Origin of the sequence: Vreelandella titanicae, assembly GCF_014697095.1 — a bacterium.
Lineage (GTDB): Bacteria > Pseudomonadota > Gammaproteobacteria > Pseudomonadales > Halomonadaceae > Vreelandella > Vreelandella titanicae.
On sequence record NZ_CP059082.1, the window covers coordinates 1,087,021 to 1,105,968 of the forward strand.

Consider the following 18,948-nt stretch of genomic DNA (forward strand, 5'->3'; position numbering starts at 1 on the left):
CTAAATAAAAGATCCTGATGGAAGCGGGACACGTAGCTGATGCGATAGCAAATAATAAACCAGCATCACAAAGGTCGCCGCAATCCCAAGTATGAATGGCTTACGGTGCCCTTCTAACCATAGTAATGCGGTGACCAGTAAAATTCCCCCTAATACAAAGCCAACTGTTTCAATCCAAAGAGCGAATAACATGCCGCCCAAAATTACGACTGAGAAACTTAGTATTCGTGCTTTTTTTAACCATCCTTCATTTACTGCTATGAAAGGTGTTTTTTTCCTTGATTTGAAATATTGGATAGCTATTAAAATACCTCCAAGAAGAAAGCCGCTACCAATTAAAGTCGGGAAAGTAGAGGGGCCTACCATTTGGCCAGGCATCTCAGGAAACGTGTTAGCATGAGAAATAATTAACAGGCCAGCAATAATAAATACTGCTCCCAGTATTACATCATTGAACTTCATACTTTTATTATCCAAAATTAAAAAGGGTACATTAAATTTAATGTACCCTTCCGTATTATTTTACAATGCCCAAAGATTCTAATGTTTGGCCTATGTTTTGGTCAGAGGTTTCCATAAATTCTACGAAGTCATCACCTTCCAGCCATAAGGTTTCATAGCCCCGATTTTCCATAAACTCTAAATAAGTAGGATCGCTCACCACAGCGCTCATACTCTCTTGTAGTGTTTCAATGATCTCCTCATCAACCCCGGCTGGTGCCACCAAACCGCGCCAAGAACCAAAAGACCAATCCTGACCAGTGGCTTCTTCAAACGTAGGCAGTTCTGGTGATGCCGGGGATCTGTCTGTATTAAGTAACACGAGCGGTTTAATGAGCCCAGCGTCCATCAGTGCACGTGCCTCAGGCATTGAAGCGGCGGCAAAGTCAATTCCTCCTGCTGCAAGGTCTTGGAGACCAGGCGCAGCTCCCTCAGACGGAACCCAGGCAACCTTATCGGCAGGTATATCCGAAGCCAGAAGCATCCCGGCAGTTGCAATATGATTTACGCCCCCTTGCGCCGATCCACTGGCTTTCAGTTCACGATGGCTGGATGAGCGGATATCGCTTAATAAGTCTTCGATATTTTCATAGTTACTTCTAGATGATACAAAAATGGCAGCAGGGTCAGCGTTATAAAGCCCAATAGGTGAAAAATCTTTATAACTGAGTTCTGTCAGGCCTTGATAATGCATGCCGCCGATTTCTAACGTGGCGACCCCGATGGTATAGCCATCTGCTTCAGCATTGGCAATAGCTGAGTGGCCCACAACGCCAGAGCCACCTGTGCGGTTAATGACGGGAACAGGTACGCCAAGATTTTCTTTTAGCAATACGGCAATCATGCGTGCCGTCGCATCCGTACCACCGCCAGCTCCCCAAGGAACAATAAGATTGATGGGTTTATCCGGCCAACTGTCGGCTTGCAGTGGTGATGATACAAGAACCATCAACGAGGCAAAACTGAGTACTTTGCATAGGCGGCTTTTCTTTAAATGAGTCATCACATGCTCTCACATTGTTATGGATATCTTGTTGTATGTAACACGCAACACTTCAGTTCAAAAGGCGAGGCGCGTCAAGCTTTAATGGAGCTCTTTGTCTTAGCCAAAAGTATTAAATAAATACAAGTAACTGTTTTTATTGATTAATTTTCATGTCCTGTTTGTGAGCACTGATAGTTTTAGCAGAAATATATTGAGCTTTACGTGCAGCAAAACGCTATTTCCTCGCCAATAGCGAGCCTCCATATTCCCTGTCGAGGCGAATAAGCGTAAGTAGTCAGCTTTTATATCGCTCGCCTAATTTTTTTCAGCGCTTTAGTAAAACTTTTCCTTGACGATATCTGCCTCGGTTGTTGTATGTTGTATGTAACACTCTACAGAAACAAGATGGCGGTGTGCTTACGGCACCTGTTCTCGGATTTGGAGGAGCTATTGTCGCAATGCACCGCAATATGCATATCGGTTGCGAGCTGGCGCACCACCGTCGTTACGACGAGCGATGCTGGCATTGGTCAATGGGCTGGTTGTAGTGGTCTGCACGCTACTCATGACGGGGGGATACAGCAATTCAGTATCGAAGTTGCCGCTGCCGCTGCCGCTGAATGGCTGCTACTGGACGCCCCTTATGCCACTGGCGAGGTACTGCGCATTGCCGGAGGGCGACGCTAACACTGGCATGCTTACACAGAAAATCTTTACGAAAAAAGGTATCCCAATGACGGAAAGAACACCGATCACTCAGGCATCATTGCTTAAATCAATGATTGCCAGGGGCGATATTATCGCTGCTCCTGGTGCCCCCGACTCTCTATCGGCGCGCTTGGTCGAGCGAGCAGGCTTCCCCGCTATCTATATGACGGGCTTTGGTGCCACTGCCAGTCGTTTGGGGATGCCCGATATTGGGCTTTTATCCCAGACTGAGATGACCGAGCACGCCCGTAATATGGTGCGCGCTGTCAATATCCCCATCATCGCCGATGCCGATACCGGCTATGGCGGGCCAAACAACATTTACCGCACCGTGCAGGAATACCTGCAAGCCGGGGTCGCCGCGATCCATTTGGAGGATCAAGAGGCGCCTAAACGCTGTGGCCAGCGAGCGGGTGTACGCTTGATCGATGCCGATGCCAATGTACGACGTTTAAAAGGCGCCATCGCCGCACGTGGTAGCCAAGATATGCTGATCATTGGTCGCACTGATGCGATGCCTGCCGCAGGGCCCGAGGAAGCGATTCGCCGGGCGAAAATGTATCAGGATGCTGGTGTCGACCTGGTGTTTGTCGATGGCATTAAAACCATCGCCGAAATTGAGGCCGTCGCTAAATCTGTCGAAGGGCCTAAGGTCGTGTCGATCGTGGATGGCAACGAAACGGTCAAGCTGAACCAGGCGGCACTGCAGGAAATGGGGTTCTCGGTCGTTTTTTATGCCGTCACTCTACTGTTTACCGCGAGCAAGGCCATGGAGAACGCGTTGGTTCGCCTGCGCGAGGACGGTACTCCAGCGAATGTCGGTGATCAGCATAACTACAGCCAGTTCACCGACATCGTAAACCAGGACTTCTTTAATGCCTTTGATGACCAGTATGGAGCGCGTTCATGAACCCCAAGATTGTCGTTACCGATTTTGAATTTCCCGATTTAGCGCCTGAGCGAGCGGTCATTGAAGCGGCTGGTTTTCAGTTAATCGAAGCTCAGTGCAAGACAGAAGCCGAGGCCATTGCTGCCTGCGCCGATGCGGATGCCATTATTAATCAGTATTGCCAACTGACAGCAGGGGTAATCGATAAACTAGAGCGTTGTCAGGTTATCTCTCGTTACGGTATTGGGCTGAACACTATTGATGTGTCGCGTGCCACCGAATCTGGCATCTATGTTGCCAATGTGCCAGACGGCTCATTGGAAGAGGTATCGGATCATGCGATTGCACTCATGATGGCGCTGAAACGAGGCATTGGCACCTATGATCGAGCCTTAAGAGCAGGTACATGGGACTACACCGTTGCCAAGCCACTATCGCGGTTACGTGGGCAAACATTGGGCTTTCTTAGCTTCGGTCAAATTGCTCAGCGTATGGCACACAAGATGTCGAATTTTGGTTTGCGTATTATTGCGCATGACCCATACGCCGATGTAGCTGTTGCGAAGGCCGCAGGTGTTGAGCTGGTGACTTACGACAAGTTAATCGCCGAATCCGATATCTTGTCAGTACATGTTCCGCTGACCGATGAAACCCGGCACATGATTTCGGATGAACAGTTTGCGGCGATGAAGCCCACGGCGCTAATGCTTAACACCGCCCGCGGCCCAGTGGTTGACGAGGATGCGCTGGTACGTGCACTGAAAGGTGGCCAAATTGCAGGCGCAGGGCTCGATGTGTTTGAAGCCGAACCGATTGGCGCTGATCACCCGCTATTATCGCTGCCCAATGTTATTACTAGCCCGCATTGCGCTTGGTATTCAGAAGGTAGCGAGTTCGAGATTCGCTCAAAGACTGCGCAGAACATCGTCGACGTATTGCAGGGAAGTGAGCCGACTTATCTCGCTAATCCGTCCGTCCGCGATATCCTTCGCGTTAAAGCCTGACGGTGGATCGAGCCGGTGCAGAGGCATCATGATCCGTTTCGGATAAGCGTTCGACGGCAACGAGTTGAGTGCGATGAACATGCGTTTTCAGCACTCTCTCAAACCTAGCCATGTCCTGTTGTTTTAGAGCATCGATGATGTCGCCATGTTCAGTATAGCTGGCCTCGCGGCGCTCTTCCCTGGCCGCTGTCAGTACGGTTCGGATTGTCGCTAGTCGTGCTTCGACCAGCATATAGGCGTCCTGTACCAATGCGTTGGAACAGTGTTGGAAGAATGCTTTGTGGAAGGCGGTATCCAGTGCGGCATAGCGCCGGGTGTCACCGCTTTTATGAGCGCTGCCCATTTCATCGAACAGCCCTTGAAGAGTTTGAATCAATGTCTCACCTCCGCCTCGCATGGCGAGGGTGCAGGCTTCACGCTCTAGCATTTCACGGTATTCGCACAGCTGACCTATGTCGACGATCGTAGGATTGAAGACAAAACTACCTCGCTTGGGGCGGATTTCAACCAAGCCTGTAAATTGCAGTGCGTTTAGCGCATCGCGTACCGGCGAGCGGCTGACACCAAACGTTTCGGCGAGCGACTCTTCTGAGATTTTCTCACCCAAGGTGAACTCACCAGACACAATAGCATCACGAATCCGCTCCATAACAAGTGTTGCCAGGGACTGGGGGCGCTGGATCTTAAGAGGTTTGGGAGCCATAGGTATTCCGCACAGTGGGTGGTGACTGCATCTAGTATGTAAAGTACCACACACCGTAAATCTAAATATAGTTGTGTCGTTTTGTTTCAACTTGGGAGAATTTGATATGGACACCACGGATAACGCGTTCAATACAGAGTTAAAGGGTACGGTTGCCATCATTACAGGAGCAGGTGGTGGCATTGGCGAGGCCCTTGCTTATGAGTTAGAGCGCTGTGGTGCGACTAACTGCTCGATATAATGCGTACGCAGCGGTATCACCTGCGGATCGATCTGTTCAGGAGCGATACGGTCTGCGGTGAAAAAGCGAAACGCATCCACGCCCTGAAATACAAACAGATCAACACCCGAGAGCGTTTTAGCGCCCGCCTGATGGGCAGCGTTTAACAGCTCGGTGTGGGCGGGGATGTAAACCGCATCAAAGACCCAGTGCTGATCGCTAAGCCCGGTGGTATCAATGGGGCAACCAGGGTGGTTGATGTGGCCAATGGGTGAGCAGTTGACCACGCCCTGCCAATGCGGCAGTTCTCGCTGTGCCTGTTCAGCCGTTACGCATGCCGCGTTAATACCCATGGCGTTAAGATCATGGCAAAGGCTTTCTGCCCGCGAGGCATCGTGTTCGAGAATGTGGATGTGACTCACGGCAAGCTCCCCCAGCGCACACGCCACTGCGCGGCCCACGCCTCCGGCGCCGATCAACAGCACATCGCCTGCGGACTGACTGCCGAAGGAGTGACGGTAGGCGCTGATGAAACCGGTGTAATCGGTGTTTTCAGCGCGCAGACCGTCAGCGTCAAACAGCAGTGTGTTGGCGGTGCCTACCCGTCGTACGCCTTCGCCGCGAATATCAGCCAACTGCGCGGCTTGTTCCTTGAAGGGAAACGTAACGTTGGTTCCCCGGTAGCCCTCGGTACGCAGCTTTTGTATGGCGTTGGGAAAGTCAAAATCTGCTACCCCCAGGCTATCAACTAAATCGTAGCGTACTGGCTCGCCCAACGAGGCTCCCAGGCGTTCGTGCAAATCCGGGGATTGCGATTTGGCAATGCCTTCCCCTACCAGTCCGAGTTTGATCATGCTTGGCTCTCTCCTGTGTCATGGTTTGGCGTTTTTTGAGCAATGCCATCAATTTCTGCTTCTAGACGCTGCTGCGCGGTGACACGCACAAAGGCATTTGGCGCGCCAAGCCCTTGGTAGCCATCACGCTGCACTAGCTCAAAGAAGAACGCCTGGCGGCCGGGCTGGGTATATAACTGATAGAAGTCGCCGTTGCTGTCTTGATCAAAGAGTATGTGGTGCGCCTGCATCCACGCTTGGGTTTGCGCAGGAAGGTCAACGCGTGCGGCCAGGTCACGGTAGTAGTTACCGGGAATCGGCAGCACCGGTGTGCCCGCCTGCTGAAGCGCTGCACTGGTGTCGCGCATGGAGTTGGTGCGCAGGGCGACATGGTGAATTCCCGAGCCGCCGTACTGGCGCACGAAACGATTGCTGGCGGTATCCGGCGAGGCACTGGCGTTAAGCGCCAGGCGAAAGCGGCCATTGTAGTTCTGCAGCACCTGGCTCTGGATCAGCCCGCGGGGGTCGGTGACATCGAAGGAGGGGGTTGGCGCCAGCTGGAAAATAGCGCGGTACTGCAGCATCAGCGAGAGGTAGTCGTGGTAGGAGAGCGCCACGCTGATATGGTCGATATCCACCAGCGCCCCCTGAGGAACCGGCTGTACATCGACAGGGAACTCGCGATCCCAGGTGCGGCTTAGCTGCGAGTCGTCAATAATGTAGGAGAGGCTGCCATCCACATTACGCAGCGCGCTCATACGGTGGCTGGCGCCAACTTCTTCAGGCTCGACGATAGCGTAGCCAAGTTTGTCGGCACGTTTAAACGCCTCATAGGCATTTGCCACGCGCAGGCCAATTGCCGTTACTGCGGTGGCATCACGTCCTGGCGTGCGGCCGGTAAAGCTCGATTCGGCATTGAGCACCAGATTGACGTCACCTGCCGCCCAGCGCTCGGCGTTAAGCGTATGGTGGCGCCCCACGCAGGCCATACCCAACGCACTGAGCAGCTCGCGCAGCGGTGCTAAATCCGCAGGCTCAACGGCAATTTCCAGAAAGGCGACCGACTCGACCGGCTGCGGTGCGGGAATGCCACTGTCGCCCTGCATGCTGCGTAGCAAGTGGTAGGAACGCAGCCCGTCCCGGGCCGTCTGGTCGCTGTGGCCCATGCGGAAGACATCGTTAAAGATCTCGTGGGAGAGCGGGCCGTCGTAGCGGGTCTCATCCAACATGGCCATGAATTTATCCATCTGCAGCTCACCCTGGCCGGGGAAGCAGCGATAGTGGCGGCTCCACGACAGATGATCCATGGAGAGACGCGGCGCATCGGCGGTCTGAACCAGAAAGATGCGATCCCCCGGAATGCGGCCAATGGTGCCCAGCTCGGTCTGGCGGGAGAAGATATGGAAGGTGTCCAACACCAGGCCGACATTAGGGTGAGCTGCACGGCGAACCACTTCCCAGCTGTCGCGGTAGTCATGAATATGGCGGCCCCAGGCCAGCGCCTCATAGGCCACGCGCAGGTTACGCCGCGCGGCACGCTCGCCGAGCTCATAGTAGTCATCGGCGGCGCGGCTTAGCCCCGGTAGTGAGTCGGGATGAACGGTGCTGCATGCCATAAGCAGATCCGTGCCGAGCTCCTCCATCAGGTCAAACTTGTGCTCGGCGCGGTCAAAGGCCCGCTCCCGTGCGCGGCCCTGGAGACCCTCAAAATCGCGGAACGGCTGAAGCGTCACCAGCTTAAGGCCGCGGGAGCGAATCAACTCACCCGCTTCCCGCGGCGTGCCGGTGAACGCCGTGAGGTCATTTTCAAACAGCTCAAGCCCCTCAAAGCCGGCTTGAGCAATGGCGTCTACCTTCTCTTCCAGTGATCCGCTTAAGCAAACCGTGGCAATGGATGAGTACATGGCATCACGCTCCTTACATTGAATAGCATCAGTAACCCGCCAGTCGCGGCAGGAAGGTGACCAGTGCGGGGACGAAAGTAATCAGCAGCAGAATCAAAAACTGCACGCCCAGCATCGGCAGAATGCGGCGGATAATTGGCCCCATTCCCACGCCGGAGACGGAGTCTGCGACAAACAGGCAGAGTCCCATGGGCGGCGTGATCAGCCCCATCATCAGATTGAAGATCACCACGATGCCGAAGTGCAGCGGGTCGATACCCAACGCCATGGCAATGGGATGGAGGATCGGCACGAGCACCAAGATCGCCGCTATACCCTCTAAAAACAGTCCCACCACCAACAGGAGCAGAATCACGGCGATCAGGAAGGTCCACTGGGTATCGATACTCATCAGTGCCCACTCGGTGAGCATGTTGGGCACGCGCTCAAACGTTAACACCCAGTTGGCCGCCGCTACGGCGCCCATGATCACCATAATCACTGCGCTGTCGCGCATGGCCCGGGCGAAGATAGCGGGCAGGTTCACCAGTTTGATATTGCGGTAGAGCACCACGCCCAGAATCAGCGCGTAGACCACGGCAAAGGCTGCCGCCTCGGTGGGCGTGACGATACCGGCAAGAATGGCCCCGACCACAAACACTGGCATCAGCGCGGGCAGCAGGCCGTGGAGAAGGGCGTGGCGGCGCGACTGCTGTTTTGACTGGGTGGCGCCAAGGTCACCAGCAAAAAAGTAGACGTAGATGGAGAGCCCCAATGCCAGCAAAAAGCCCGGCACGATACCAGCCAAAAACAGTCCCGGTACCGACACACCCGACACCGTCAGTGCATAAATAATCACCGGAATACTGGGTGGAATAATCGGGCCAATGACCGAAGAGGCAGCTGTGAGCGCAGCGGCAAAATCCCGGGGGTAGCCCTCTTTTTCCATTGACGGTATGAACACCCGCCCTAACGCGGAGGTGTCGGCAATCGCCGAACCGGAAAGACCTGCAAAAATCACCGAGGCCCAGATATTGACGTGTGCCAGCCCCGCCTTTAGGCGGCCGACAATGGCGGTGGCCAGGTTAATAATTCGATGGGTGATACCCGCTTCGTTCATCAGCTCGCCGGCCAGAATAAACAGCGGGATCGCCAGCAGTGGGAAGGACTCCATACCGCCGAAAAACTGCTGCGAGACGATACGGATGTGGTAGGGCAAATCGCCGGTACTCATTAACACCGTCAATGAGCCGAGGATGGCAAAGGCAAACGGCACCCCGAGCAGTACGAGGGCTAAAAGTAGTATAAAAATCATGATGAAGCCTCCTCACCACGCTGATCACACAGACGCAGCGCGCCCATTACCAGTGCAGAGAGACAGAGCAGCGCGCCACCGATGAGCATGGAGGCTTGAAACAGCCACATTGGCATTCCTGTGCTCGACGAGGTGCGGCCTCCGCGGGAGGCGATAAACTCAACGGCTGACACCATCAAGCCAATGCCCACTACTAGCACTATTAGGTCGACAGCCACGGCTTGCCAGCGCACCCAGCGCGGCGGCAGCAAGCGACGAATAAGGTCAAACCCGATGTGCTTGTCCTGTAGGTACGCCCAGGACATGCCAAACATCAGCCCGTAAATCATCAGGTAGATGGCGGTATCTTCTCCCCAGGTAATGGAGCCGCCAAAGGTGTATCGCGCAAAGGCATTGCCTGCGACCAGCAGAAAAATCAGCACCATGGCAAGCCCTGCCAAGCTGCCATTGAACAGGATCAGACCGCGGTGTAACCGGGCGAGAAGAGGAGACATAAGAGCACCTTCGATCGATAGTCAGGCACGCAGGGTTGCGAGTGAACCTCCGAAGGCCCACTCGCAAGCGCTTTGGTTCGGCGGGGATTAGAAGCGCGCGGAAGCCTCTTCCACAGCGGAAGAAAGGCGCTCGATCCACTCTGCGTCATCGCCAAGTTCTTCTGTCAGGTACGCCTGAACCGGTGGCTGGGCGGCTTCGCGGAAGGCCTCCATCTGCTCAGCAGTGGGCTGGGTGATCTCCATACCCTCCGCTTCCAGTTTGGTGATCCCCTCTGCCGAATTGAACTGCTGAATGGCACGGCCGGTAGTGCCGGCGACCACAGCGGCGCGCTTCACCGCGGCTTGCTCCTCTTCGCTAAGCGACTGAAATATCTCATCGTTGATCAGCAGGTGATCCACGCCGTAAACGTGACGATCCAGGGTCAAATAATCCTGAAACTCATAGAAGTTATTGCCGTAGATCACTGAGATGGGGTTCTCCTGGCCATCGACTACGCCGGTGGCAAGGGCCGTTGGCACCTCTCCCCAGGCGATGCCCTGAGGCTCTCCACCTAAAGCACTGACCATTTCCAAGTAGAGCGGAATAGTCTGCACGCGGAACTTCAGGCCCTGCATATCCTCAGGCGAGTTGATCGGGCGCACGGAGTTGGTGAAGTGGCGGAAGCCCGTTTCGCCGTAAGCCAGTGTGCGTAGGCCAGTCTGTTGCAAGCAGTGTTCGGCTAGTGCTGTACCAAACTCGCCGTCCATTACTTGCCACGCCACTGGCGCTGACGGGAAGGTGTAAGGGATATCCGTTACGGCGACTGCCGGGCAGAAATTAGCGTAGGCGCCGGAGACCATCGCAATGCTGATGGTGCCATCCTGGGCGCCTTCAATCAGCTCGGTTTCACCGCCTAGTGAGCCAGCGGGGTAGAGCTCCACGGTGAGATCAGTTTCGGCTTCCACCAGGTTTTTAAACACCTGACCAGCTGCGCCTTTTTTCGAAGTAGTCCAGTCATCTGGGTCAACGTGGGCGAAGCGTAGCGTCTGGGCAGAGGCGTTTGCGGCAGTCACTAGCGTGGCAGCGGCGATGGCGGCTGCTAGCGTGCGCTTCATGGACGTTTGTTTTAGTGCAAACAGTGGGTGTAGAGACATTGTTGTTGTCCTCTTATTGGGCCGTTGTCATGGGGTCTGGAGAAGCCTTCGGTCTTGGCGTGCTTGGCTCTTCCATCCTTTCCTGAGCAACAATGTACGAAATGGTACGTTCAGTCAAGCTATGGCATACTAGACAAAAGACGACCACGACAATAAAAGGCACGCTCTATGACAGCCCCTTCGACCAAGGCCAACCCCCCTGCCGCGCGGCGACGGCGTAAAAATGATCCCGAATCCGTGCGCGCCGATATTCTTGCGGTGGCTACCCGCGAATTCTCAGAAAAAGGCCTCTCTGGGGCCCGGATCGATGAGATTGCCGAGAAAACACGCGCCTCTAAGCGCATGATTTACTACTACTTTAATGATAAAGAGACACTCTACCTACACACCTTGGAAGCCGCCTACCAGAAAGTGCGCCTGCAGGAGGCCGAGCTGGATCTTGACCACCTGGCCCCGCTCGAGGCGCTTAGCCGACTGGTGCGTTTTACCTTCTGCCACCACGCCAAAAACCCTGACTTTATTCGCCTGGTAATGATCGAAAATATTCATCATGGCCGCTTTTTAGCGCAGTCAGAGTTGATTCAATCACTCAATGCTGGAGTGATTGATGTACTCACCAACGTCTATAGTCGCGGTGTAGAGGAGGGTTGTTTTCGCGAAGGCCTGGATCCTCGGGAACTGCACTGGCTGATTAGCGCGCTGTCTTTTTTCAATGTCTCAAACCAGCATACTTTTTCGCGGATTTTTGATTGGCACCAAGCCGCGCCTGAGAACCAGCAAAAATTAGAGGAGCATGTTACCGAGATGGTGCTGCGTTACGTGCGTCCTGAATAAGCAACGCCTCAATTGTAGTCAAGAGTCAGCACATGTTGATCCGCAAGCTTGCCTTCCGAAGCAGGGCGACGCTTGTGAGTTCACGCCTACCTAGTTAACGTACAGTTCGAATAGCGAACATATGTACAATTTTGTCTTGAGCCATGCTTTTTGAGCTATTTTTAGGCTCAGGACAGCGTTAATAGGAAGCCTACCGCCATGCCCTCTGCATTTTTAAAACACCCTTTCATGAGCCAGCGAGCCGTTGCTGAGTGTGACGATGACGCCATGGTGCGTGCCATGCTGGCCTTTGAGTTGGCTCTGGCCGAGGTTCAGGAAGCCAGCGGAGCCGTGCCTAGTGGCGTTAGCCAGCAAATGCGTGAGCAGCTTGAGTGTGCCAACGTTAATGTCGCTGAGATCGCCGAGGGCATCGCCAGCGGAGGCAATGTGGCGATTCCCTTCGTTAAACAGAGCCGTGGGCTGCTCGCCGATGAGATCAAGCGCTACTGGCACCAAGGCGCGACCAGCCAGGACGTGGTCGACTCTGCGCTGATGCTGCTACTTAAGCCACGCTTGGCGGCGCTGGATGAATTACTGCTGCGCTGCCGTTCGGCGGCGGTAGCACTTATGGAGACTCACATCGACACGCCCATGGTGGGGCGCACCTTAATGCAGCAGGCGCTGCCGATCACCTTTGGGGTGAAGGTGGCTCACTGGGCAATCGGCCTGGAGCAAGCGCGCCGCCGTTTAAGCGCTGTTGAGCTTCCCGTGCAGTTTGGTGGCGCGGTGGGGGTGCACTCGGGTTGGGATAATCTCGGGCTTGAGTGGATGGACGCGCTAGCCGAGCGTTTAGGCTTGGCGGTGCCGGTGCTGCCCTGGCATACCGACCGCTACCCCATTCATGCCCTCGGCACGGCGCTAGATGCTGTCGCCGGGGCCGCTGAAAAAATCGCCCTGGATGTGTCTCTGCTCACCCAAACCGAAGTCGGCGAAGTGGCGGAACCCTCCGCGCCAGGGATGGGGGAGTCGTCATCCATGCCTCATAAGCGTAACCCTGTACGCAGCGCGCTGATTCGCGGTGCAGCGCGACAAGTGCATGGCCACACAAGCGTGTTGATCAACGCCGCCGCCCAGCCGCTGGAGCGCGGGCTAGGCGAGTGGCATGCGGAGTGGGCGCCGCTGATGGAGAGCGCTCTGCTGGTAGAGGGCGCGCTAGAGCAGGTGGCCGTGCTGCTGGAGGGGCTTGAGGTGTACCCCGACAACATGTGGCGCAACCTGGCGGCCACCGGCGGCGGCATTATGGCCGAGCCCGTCGCACGTTTGCTGGCACCTACGCTAGGCGTGGAAAAAGCCAAAGCGGTTAGCGCGGAAGCGGCTGAAACCTCACGCCGGGAAGCACGCCCCTATTCAGAGGTGCTGGCCGAGCATCCTGAGGTGAAAGGGGCCGTAGACCCCGATGCGCTGAGTAACGCCTGCGACCCCGCTTTATACCTTGGTAGCAGCGCCGCCCAGGTCACTCGTGCCAAAAAATGGTTAGCAGCGCAATAAGCGTATTTAAAAACAAAGTGTTACGTTTAGGTTTGGCGTGGTGGGTGGATTCAGCAGGGTAATTAGGTAAGCACCAATGGGTTTGACCCTATTAGCGTTCAGCAGTAGATTGTTCGTATAGAGGATCTATGTTCGCTTAACGAACATTTCTACTAATCGCTAAGAGGCACCCATCATGGCCGAGTTTCTCAGCTTGCATGACGCGGTAGCGCGCTACGTCGAAGACGGCGCCACCGTGGCCATGGAAGGTTTTACCCACCTGATTCCGTTTGCCGCCGGTCACGAAGTGATCCGTCAGAAAAAGCGCGACCTGACGCTGATCCGCATGACCCCCGATATCATCTACGATCAGATGATTGGCGCGGGCTGCGCTAAAAAGGTGATCTTCTCCTGGGGTGGCAACCCCGGTGTGGGATCGCTTCACCGCTTGCGCGATGCGGTCGAGAAAGGCTGGCCGCGCAAGATCGAGATTCTGGAGCATAGTCATGCGGCCATGGCCTGTGCATTTGAAGCCGGTGCGGCAGGTTTACCGTTGGCAGTTTTTCGCGGCTACATCGGCAGCGAGCTGCCCAGCGTCAACGATCAAATAAAATTCATCGAGTGCCCGTTTACCGGCGAACGCTTGTCCGCCGTGCCGTCGGTGCGCCCGGACGTCTCGATTATTCACGCCCAGCGGGCGGATCGTCAGGGCAACGTGCTGGTAGAAGGTATCGTTGGTGTGCAGAAAGAGGCGGTACTGGCGGCCAAACACAGTATCGTCACGGTGGAGGAGATTGTCGATGACCTCAACGCCCACCCCAACGCCTGTGTGATTCCCAGTTGGGCTATCAGCGCCATCGCGGTAGCCGAGAAAGGCGCATTGCCCTCCTATACCCACGGCTATTACGGCCGCAGCAACCGCTTCTATAAAGAGTGGGATGCCATCGCTCGGGATCGCGACACCTTCACCCAGTGGCTCAACGACAACGTCTTTAATGCCGCCGATAATGTGGGAGGCCAAGCCTAATGAGTCTGGAATACACCTCTTCTGAAATGATGTCGGTGACCGCCGCGCGGGCGCTGGAAAATGGCATGACCTGCTTTGTGGGCATCGGGCTGCCCTCGGAAGCCGCCAACCTGGCACGGCTGACCCACGCCCCCGATGTAGTACTGATTTACGAGTCCGGTACGCTGCAGACCAAGCCCGATATTCTGCCGTTATCTATTGGTGATGGCGAGCTGTGCGAATCAGCGCTGACCACCGTGGCGGTGCCGGAGATGTTCCGCTACTGGCTCCAGGGCGGCAAAGTCGACGTGGGCTTTTTAGGTACCGCGCAAATCGACCGCTTTGCTAACCTTAACACCACGCTGATCGGCGATTACAAAGCGCCCAAGGTTCGTCTGCCGGGCGGCGGCGGTGCGCCGGAAATTGCCACCAATGCTGGTGAAGTCTTTATCACCCTGAAGCACTCCAAGCGCGCCTTTGTAAAAGATGTCGACTTCGTCACCACGCTAGGCTTTGGCCGCGACGGCAAAGGCCGCGACAACGTACCCAATATCGGCAAGGGGCCCACCCGGGTAATCACCGACCTGTGCGTGATGAAGCCCGACCCTGAGACCAAAGAGCTGGTAGTCGTCTCTCTGCACCCTGGCGTTAGCCGTGAAGATGTCGTTGATGCCACTGGCTGGGAAGTCCGCTTTGCCGAGCAGCTTGAGAGCACCCCAGAGCCCAGCGAAAATGAGCTGACGATTTTGCGTGAGCTGAAAGCACGCACTGAGCGGGCCCACGCGGACGCATAAAGGAGCTATTTATGAGCGATGTTGTGATGCAAGACGTCTTTCTATGTCATCCCCGCCGCACCGCCGTGGGACGTTTTGGTGGCACTCTGGCCAGCGTGCGCCCGGATGATTTCGCCGCGACGATTTTTAAAGCCGTACTGGCAGAAGCGCCGGATCTCGACCCTGCTGCCATTGAAGAAGTCTTTATGGGCTGCGCCAACCAGGCCGGTGAAGATAACCGCAATGTAGCAAGGATGTCGTCGCTGCTGGCGGGCATTCCTACCTCGGTGCCCGGCACGACCATGAACCGCCTGTGCGGCTCGGGTATGGACGCGGTGGGTACCGCGTTTCGTGCCATTAAAGCCGGTGAAATGGAGTTGGCGCTGGCAGGCGGCGTGGAGTCCATGTCCCGCGCGCCCTACGTGATGGGCAAGGCCGATAGCGCTTTCGCCCGTAGTCAAAAACTCGAAGACACCACCATTGGCTGGCGCTTGGTCAACCCGCTGATGAAGAAAACCTACGGCATTGATTCCATGCCGGAAACGGCAGAAAACGTCGCCGAGCAGTTCTCTATCTCTCGTGAAGACCAGGATGCTTTTGCCCTGCGCTCCCAGCAGAAAGCCGCTGCCGCTCAAAAGGCGGGGCGTTTTGCCCAGGAGATCACCGCCATTGAGATTCCCCGCCGTAAGCAGGAACCGCTGATCTTTGATCAGGATGAGCACCTGCGGGAAACCACTTTGGAAAAACTGGCCGGTTTACCTACTCCCTTCCGGGAGGGCGGCAGCGTGACCGCAGGCAATGCCTCTGGCGTCAACGATGGCGCGGCAGCCATGCTGGTGGCCAGTGAAGCAGCGGTTAAACAGCACGGTCTTAAACCGATGGCGAAAATTATCGGCATGGCTACGGCTGGCGTTGAGCCGCGCATTATGGGCTATGGCCCGGTACCGGCAGTGCAGAAACTGCTTAAGCGCACCGGCATCTCGATGGATGAGATCGATGTGTTTGAGTTTAACGAAGCGTTCGCCGCCCAGGCCTTGGCGTGTATGCGCGACCTCGGTCTTAAAGACGACGACCCTCGCGTCAACCCGAACGGCGGCGCGATTGCCCTGGGGCACCCGCTAGGCATGTCCGGAGCACGCCTACTGCTTACTGCCGCCCATGAGCTGCAGAACAGTGGCAAGCGCTATGCGCTGTGCACCATGTGCGTGGGTGTGGGCCAGGGCATCGCCACACTGATTGAGCGCGTTTAACGGAGGTAGTCATGGCATTTCATACCATCAATGGCCGCAGTGTGGCTTACCGCCTGCTCGGCGCAGAAGTGAACCCGCTGGTCGTGCTGGCGCACCCTTTGGGCATGAGCCAGGCAGTATGGGATGACGTGATTCCCGCACTGCTGCCCCGCTATCGGGTGCTGACCTGGGATCTCCCCGGCCACGGTGCCAGCCAGGCGGTTAGCGGTGAGCAGATCACCCCCGCTGATTTAGCCGCTGAGGCTCTGGCATTGGTAGAGCTGGCGGGCGCGCAGCGCTTTCACTTTGCCGGTACGTCCATTGGCGGTGTGGTGGGCCAGCAACTGATTGCCGAGCATAGTGATCGCCTGCTCTCCGCTACGCTGACCAATACCGGCGCGGTGATCGGCAATCCGGATCTCTGGAACACCCGCGCAGGGAGGGTACGTCAGGAAGGCTTGGCGGCGATGTCTGAAGAGATCGTGCCGCGCTGGTTTGCCCCGGCAGCCTTTGAGGCAAGCCCGGCGCTGAAAGCGGGCTGGTGCACCCAGATGGGTCGTGGCGACGATGAATCCTACGCCCAACTGTGCGAAATGCTCGGCCGCGATACCTTCACTGGCAAATTAGCTGCTAAGCAGGCCAAAGTGCAGCTATTTGGTGGCAGTGAAGATATGGCTACACCCCCCGCAACGCTGGAAGCCCTGGCGGCAGAACTCGATGGCGCACCGCTGGAGATTTTTGACGGTGTGGGCCACGTGCCTGCAGTAGAAGCCCCGGTGCTGTTCGCGGAAAAGCTCCTCGCCGTGCTGGTAACTGACCTGGGCGATGTGGCCAACCAGGGCGTGGCCTACGCCACCGGACTGGAAACCCGCAAGCAGGTATTGGGCGACGAGCATGTGGCGCGCTCCACCGCCAATGCCAACAGCCTGGATGCGCCCTTCCAGCAGATGATTACTCGCCTGGCCTGGGGCGAGCTGTGGAGTAACGACGACCTAACCCGCCGCGAACGTAGCATGATCACCACCGGGATTCTCGCCGCGCTTGGCCGTGAAGAGTTAACGCTGCACCTAAAAACCGCGAAGCGGATTGGGCTGACAGAAGCTGAACTGCGCCAAGTGCTGATGCACGTGGCGATTTACGGCGGCGTTCCAGCGGCGAATCACGCCTTTGCTCTTGCCAAAGAGCTGGGCTGGGGTGAGTAGCGAATCAAAATAATTGATGAGAGGTAAAGGGCGATGACCCACGACAATAAACGCTTTGTGGCCCGCGACCGCAACTGGCATCCGCCTGCCTACGCGCCGGGTTATAAAACCTCGGTGGCGCGCTCGCCTCAGCAGGCGCTAGTGAGCATGCAGCAGCCAACTGTATCCGAACTGACCGGCCCCGATTTCAGCCACCTGCGCATGGGGCCCCACGATAACGATCTACTGCTGAACTTCCGCCAGGATCCAGGCCAGGGCGGTCTCCCCCAGGGCGAGCGGATTATGATGTTCGGCCGAGTGGTGGATCAGTTTGGTAAGCCGATACCGCACACCCTGGTAGAAATGTGGCAGGCCAATGCGGGCGGGCGCTACCGGCATAAAAACGACAAGTACCTAGCACCGTTAGATCCCAATTTCGGTGGCGTTGGCCGCTGCTTGACCGATGACCAGGGCTTTTACCGTTTCCGTACTATCAAGCCCGGCCCTTATCCCTGGCCGAATGATATGAATAGCTGGCGGCCTGCGCATATTCACGTCTCGGTAACTGGTCCTTCAATCTCCACCCGGTTAATCACTCAGATGTACTTTGAAGGCGACCCGCTGATCCCGCTTTGCCCGATCGTGCATACACTGAAAGACCCGCTCGCGGTTGAGACGATGATTGGACGGCTGGATATGGCCCACAGTAAGCCGATGGACTTCCTTGCCTATCGTTTTGATGTGGTGGTGCGCGGCGAGCTGCAGACCTATTTTGAGAATCAATAAGGGGATACCTCATGAAGCAGCCTAATAGCCAGCCGACCAACGACCTGATGCTAAGGGAAACCGCCTCGCAAACTGCTGGCCCCTACGTGCATATTGGTCTTGCTCTCGCTGCGGCGGGCAACCCCGTACGGGATGAAGAGGTCTGGAGCGAGATGGCTAAGCCTGACGCCGAGGGTGAGCATATCGAAGTGTTCGGAATTGTCATCGACGGCAACGGCGATCTGGTGCGCGATGCCTTTATTGAGGCGTGGCAGGCCGATGCTAGCGGTGACTACCAAGCCGATTACGACCTTAGCAAACCGTTCAATAGCTTTGGCCGCACCGCGACGACGTTTGATCACGGCAGCGAGTGGTCGTTGACCACCATCAAGCCCGGCGCGGTGAAGCACCCCAGCGGCCAGCCAATGGCGCCGCACATTAACCTCACGCTGTTTGCCCGCGGGGTGAATATTCACCTGCAAACACGGCTCTACTTCGATGATGAAGCTGAAGCGAACGCCCAGTGCCCGGTGCTCACGCGCATCGAATCACCGGCACGCCGCCAGACCCTAATCGCCAAGCGCGAAGAGGTAGATGGTAAGGTGCGTTATCGCTTTGATATCCGCCTGCAGGGCGAAGGCGAGACGGTGTTTTTTGATTTTTAAGTAGCTATTCTCGCCCCTGCAAAAAAGCGCTGTGACGTTGTCATGGCGCTTTTTTGTGTGTCTGAGGTGGTATCTACCTACGCATCAAGTGCTCGGTGCTTTGTTCCAGTATCCTGAACAGCAGCCTGATGATTAAACGGCACTGGAAGAAATTTTTGTGTAAGCCATTTCGGAAAATTTTGTAAGAGATCTCTTACAAATATGGTTCCGGCAATATGCATTTATTTTCCAAACAATTGATTTTGTTTGATTGTTGCTGGTTTTGTATGCTCTAAAACGCTGAGCAGTGCTCAGATCATCCCTGCTGTGTATCTGCCAGC

Annotated in this window: 19 protein-coding genes; 11 read left to right on the top strand and 8 right to left on the bottom strand. The window is 56.0% G+C overall.

The features are described 5' to 3' along the window. The gene (locus HZS52_RS05140) at positions 1 to 462 is read right to left on the bottom strand and encodes a tripartite tricarboxylate transporter TctB family protein (protein WP_190374254.1); all 462 of its coding nucleotides are present in this window, start codon (positions 460 to 462) and stop codon (positions 1 to 3) included. Between the two features lie 55 nt (positions 463 to 517). Beyond that, positions 518 to 1,504, bottom strand: coding sequence for a Bug family tripartite tricarboxylate transporter substrate binding protein (locus HZS52_RS05145; RefSeq protein WP_223828054.1), 987 nt, complete (start codon positions 1,502 to 1,504; stop codon positions 518 to 520). A 432-nt stretch (positions 1,505 to 1,936) separates the two neighbouring features. Here HZS52_RS05145 and HZS52_RS05150 point away from each other — a divergent pair, with 432 nt between their 5' ends. From HZS52_RS05150 to HZS52_RS05160, 3 genes are read left to right on the top strand one after another with little or no spacing between them, the layout of a single operon-like run. Continuing rightward, a complete protein-coding gene (locus HZS52_RS05150; protein ID WP_190374255.1) occupies positions 1,937 to 2,173 on the top strand; it encodes a hypothetical protein in 237 nt (78 codons plus the stop codon). A gap of 46 nt (positions 2,174 to 2,219) precedes the next feature. Next, positions 2,220 to 3,104 carry an isocitrate lyase/PEP mutase family protein gene (locus HZS52_RS05155; RefSeq protein ID WP_223828055.1) on the top strand — a complete coding sequence of 295 codons (885 nt, stop codon included), beginning with the start codon at positions 2,220 to 2,222 and terminating at the stop codon, positions 3,102 to 3,104. Then, the gene (locus tag HZS52_RS05160) at positions 3,101 to 4,087 is read left to right on the top strand and encodes a C-terminal binding protein (RefSeq protein WP_190374256.1); all 987 of its coding nucleotides are present in this window, start codon (positions 3,101 to 3,103) and stop codon (positions 4,085 to 4,087) included. Before HZS52_RS05155 ends, HZS52_RS05160 begins: the two co-directional genes overlap by 4 nt. On the opposite strand, the gene HZS52_RS05165 is transcribed toward HZS52_RS05160, so the two are convergent. From HZS52_RS05165 to HZS52_RS05190, 6 genes are all read right to left on the bottom strand, one after another. Next, positions 4,077 to 4,790 (bottom strand): GntR family transcriptional regulator, encoded by a 714-nt coding sequence (locus HZS52_RS05165; protein ID WP_190374257.1) that lies wholly within the window; start codon positions 4,788 to 4,790, stop codon positions 4,077 to 4,079. The genes HZS52_RS05160 and HZS52_RS05165 overlap by 11 nt on opposite strands. 198 nt (positions 4,791 to 4,988) lie before the next feature. Next, entirely contained in the window at positions 4,989 to 5,864 is an 876-nt protein-coding gene (locus HZS52_RS05170; protein WP_190374258.1) for a shikimate dehydrogenase family protein, read from the bottom strand. Further along, the gene (locus tag HZS52_RS05175; RefSeq protein WP_190374259.1) at positions 5,861 to 7,747 is read right to left on the bottom strand and encodes a bifunctional sugar phosphate isomerase/epimerase/4-hydroxyphenylpyruvate dioxygenase family protein; all 1,887 of its coding nucleotides are present in this window, start codon (positions 7,745 to 7,747) and stop codon (positions 5,861 to 5,863) included. The genes HZS52_RS05170 and HZS52_RS05175 overlap by 4 nt, the downstream gene beginning before the upstream one ends. A 28-nt stretch (positions 7,748 to 7,775) precedes the next feature. Next, entirely contained in the window at positions 7,776 to 9,041 is a 1,266-nt protein-coding gene (locus tag HZS52_RS05180) for a TRAP transporter large permease (protein WP_190374260.1), read from the bottom strand. Further along, positions 9,038 to 9,535 carry a TRAP transporter small permease gene (locus tag HZS52_RS05185; RefSeq protein ID WP_039857768.1) on the bottom strand — a complete coding sequence of 166 codons (498 nt, stop codon included), beginning with the start codon at positions 9,533 to 9,535 and terminating at the stop codon, positions 9,038 to 9,040. The genes HZS52_RS05180 and HZS52_RS05185 overlap by 4 nt, the downstream gene beginning before the upstream one ends. 87 nt (positions 9,536 to 9,622) lie before the next feature. After that, complete coding sequence (locus HZS52_RS05190) at positions 9,623 to 10,669, bottom strand: DctP family TRAP transporter solute-binding subunit (protein WP_009286279.1); 1,047 nt, start codon at positions 10,667 to 10,669, stop codon at positions 9,623 to 9,625. 168 nt (positions 10,670 to 10,837) lie between these two features. Between HZS52_RS05190 and HZS52_RS05195 the strand changes: the two genes are divergently transcribed. From HZS52_RS05195 to pcaG, 8 genes are all read left to right on the top strand, one after another. Further along, complete coding sequence (locus tag HZS52_RS05195; RefSeq protein WP_190374261.1) at positions 10,838 to 11,503, top strand: TetR/AcrR family transcriptional regulator; 666 nt, start codon at positions 10,838 to 10,840, stop codon at positions 11,501 to 11,503. A 198-nt stretch (positions 11,504 to 11,701) separates the two neighbouring features. Further along, on the top strand, positions 11,702 to 13,030 hold the full coding sequence (locus HZS52_RS05200; RefSeq protein ID WP_190374262.1) for a class-II fumarase/aspartase family protein: 1,329 nt from the start codon (positions 11,702 to 11,704) through the stop codon (positions 13,028 to 13,030). Between the two features lie 175 nt (positions 13,031 to 13,205). Next, positions 13,206 to 14,036 (top strand): CoA transferase subunit A, encoded by an 831-nt coding sequence (locus HZS52_RS05205; RefSeq protein ID WP_138799600.1) that lies wholly within the window; start codon positions 13,206 to 13,208, stop codon positions 14,034 to 14,036. Further along, positions 14,036 to 14,809, top strand: coding sequence for a CoA-transferase subunit beta (locus HZS52_RS05210; RefSeq protein WP_190374263.1), 774 nt, complete (start codon positions 14,036 to 14,038; stop codon positions 14,807 to 14,809). Before HZS52_RS05205 ends, HZS52_RS05210 begins: the two co-directional genes overlap by 1 nt. A gap of 26 nt (positions 14,810 to 14,835) precedes the next feature. Then, entirely contained in the window at positions 14,836 to 16,038 is a 1,203-nt protein-coding gene (gene pcaF, locus HZS52_RS05215) for a 3-oxoadipyl-CoA thiolase (RefSeq protein WP_190374866.1), read from the top strand. A gap of 11 nt (positions 16,039 to 16,049) precedes the next feature. Next, positions 16,050 to 17,219 carry an alpha/beta fold hydrolase gene (locus tag HZS52_RS05220; protein ID WP_190374264.1) on the top strand — a complete coding sequence of 390 codons (1,170 nt, stop codon included), beginning with the start codon at positions 16,050 to 16,052 and terminating at the stop codon, positions 17,217 to 17,219. A 33-nt stretch (positions 17,220 to 17,252) separates the two neighbouring features. Continuing rightward, entirely contained in the window at positions 17,253 to 17,984 is a 732-nt protein-coding gene (gene pcaH / locus HZS52_RS05225) for a protocatechuate 3,4-dioxygenase subunit beta (protein ID WP_159177788.1), read from the top strand. Between the two features lie 11 nt (positions 17,985 to 17,995). Next, the gene (pcaG, locus tag HZS52_RS05230; protein WP_190374265.1) at positions 17,996 to 18,628 is read left to right on the top strand and encodes a protocatechuate 3,4-dioxygenase subunit alpha; all 633 of its coding nucleotides are present in this window, start codon (positions 17,996 to 17,998) and stop codon (positions 18,626 to 18,628) included. The last annotated feature ends 320 nt before the right edge of the window (positions 18,629 to 18,948 follow it).

Excerpts from the sequence above, each read along its gene's own strand:
- HZS52_RS05180 (WP_190374260.1), bottom strand. The coding sequence starts at position 9,041 with ATGATTTTTATACTACTTTTAGCCCTCGTACTGCTCGGGGTGCCGTTT.
- HZS52_RS05190 (WP_009286279.1), bottom strand. The coding sequence starts at position 10,669 with ATGTCTCTACACCCACTGTTTGCACTAAAACAAACGTCCATGAAGCGC.
- HZS52_RS05195 (WP_190374261.1), top strand. The coding sequence starts at position 10,838 with ATGACAGCCCCTTCGACCAAGGCCAACCCCCCTGCCGCGCGGCGACGG.
- HZS52_RS05175 (WP_190374259.1), bottom strand. The coding sequence starts at position 7,747 with ATGTACTCATCCATTGCCACGGTTTGCTTAAGCGGATCACTGGAAGAG.
- HZS52_RS05185 (WP_039857768.1), bottom strand. The coding sequence starts at position 9,535 with ATGTCTCCTCTTCTCGCCCGGTTACACCGCGGTCTGATCCTGTTCAAT.
- HZS52_RS05170 (WP_190374258.1), bottom strand. The coding sequence starts at position 5,864 with ATGATCAAACTCGGACTGGTAGGGGAAGGCATTGCCAAATCGCAATCC.
- HZS52_RS05220 (WP_190374264.1), top strand. The coding sequence starts at position 16,050 with ATGGCATTTCATACCATCAATGGCCGCAGTGTGGCTTACCGCCTGCTC.
- HZS52_RS05140 (WP_190374254.1), bottom strand. The coding sequence starts at position 462 with ATGAAGTTCAATGATGTAATACTGGGAGCAGTATTTATTATTGCTGGC.
- HZS52_RS05165 (WP_190374257.1), bottom strand. The coding sequence starts at position 4,790 with ATGGCTCCCAAACCTCTTAAGATCCAGCGCCCCCAGTCCCTGGCAACA.
- HZS52_RS05160 (WP_190374256.1), top strand. The coding sequence starts at position 3,101 with ATGAACCCCAAGATTGTCGTTACCGATTTTGAATTTCCCGATTTAGCG.
- HZS52_RS05145 (WP_223828054.1), bottom strand. The coding sequence starts at position 1,504 with ATGACTCATTTAAAGAAAAGCCGCCTATGCAAAGTACTCAGTTTTGCC.
- pcaF (WP_190374866.1), top strand. The coding sequence starts at position 14,836 with ATGCAAGACGTCTTTCTATGTCATCCCCGCCGCACCGCCGTGGGACGT.
- HZS52_RS05200 (WP_190374262.1), top strand. The coding sequence starts at position 11,702 with ATGCCCTCTGCATTTTTAAAACACCCTTTCATGAGCCAGCGAGCCGTT.
- HZS52_RS05210 (WP_190374263.1), top strand. The coding sequence starts at position 14,036 with ATGAGTCTGGAATACACCTCTTCTGAAATGATGTCGGTGACCGCCGCG.
- HZS52_RS05155 (WP_223828055.1), top strand. The coding sequence starts at position 2,220 with ATGACGGAAAGAACACCGATCACTCAGGCATCATTGCTTAAATCAATG.
- pcaG (WP_190374265.1), top strand. The coding sequence starts at position 17,996 with ATGAAGCAGCCTAATAGCCAGCCGACCAACGACCTGATGCTAAGGGAA.
- HZS52_RS05205 (WP_138799600.1), top strand. The coding sequence starts at position 13,206 with ATGGCCGAGTTTCTCAGCTTGCATGACGCGGTAGCGCGCTACGTCGAA.
- pcaH (WP_159177788.1), top strand. The coding sequence starts at position 17,253 with ATGACCCACGACAATAAACGCTTTGTGGCCCGCGACCGCAACTGGCAT.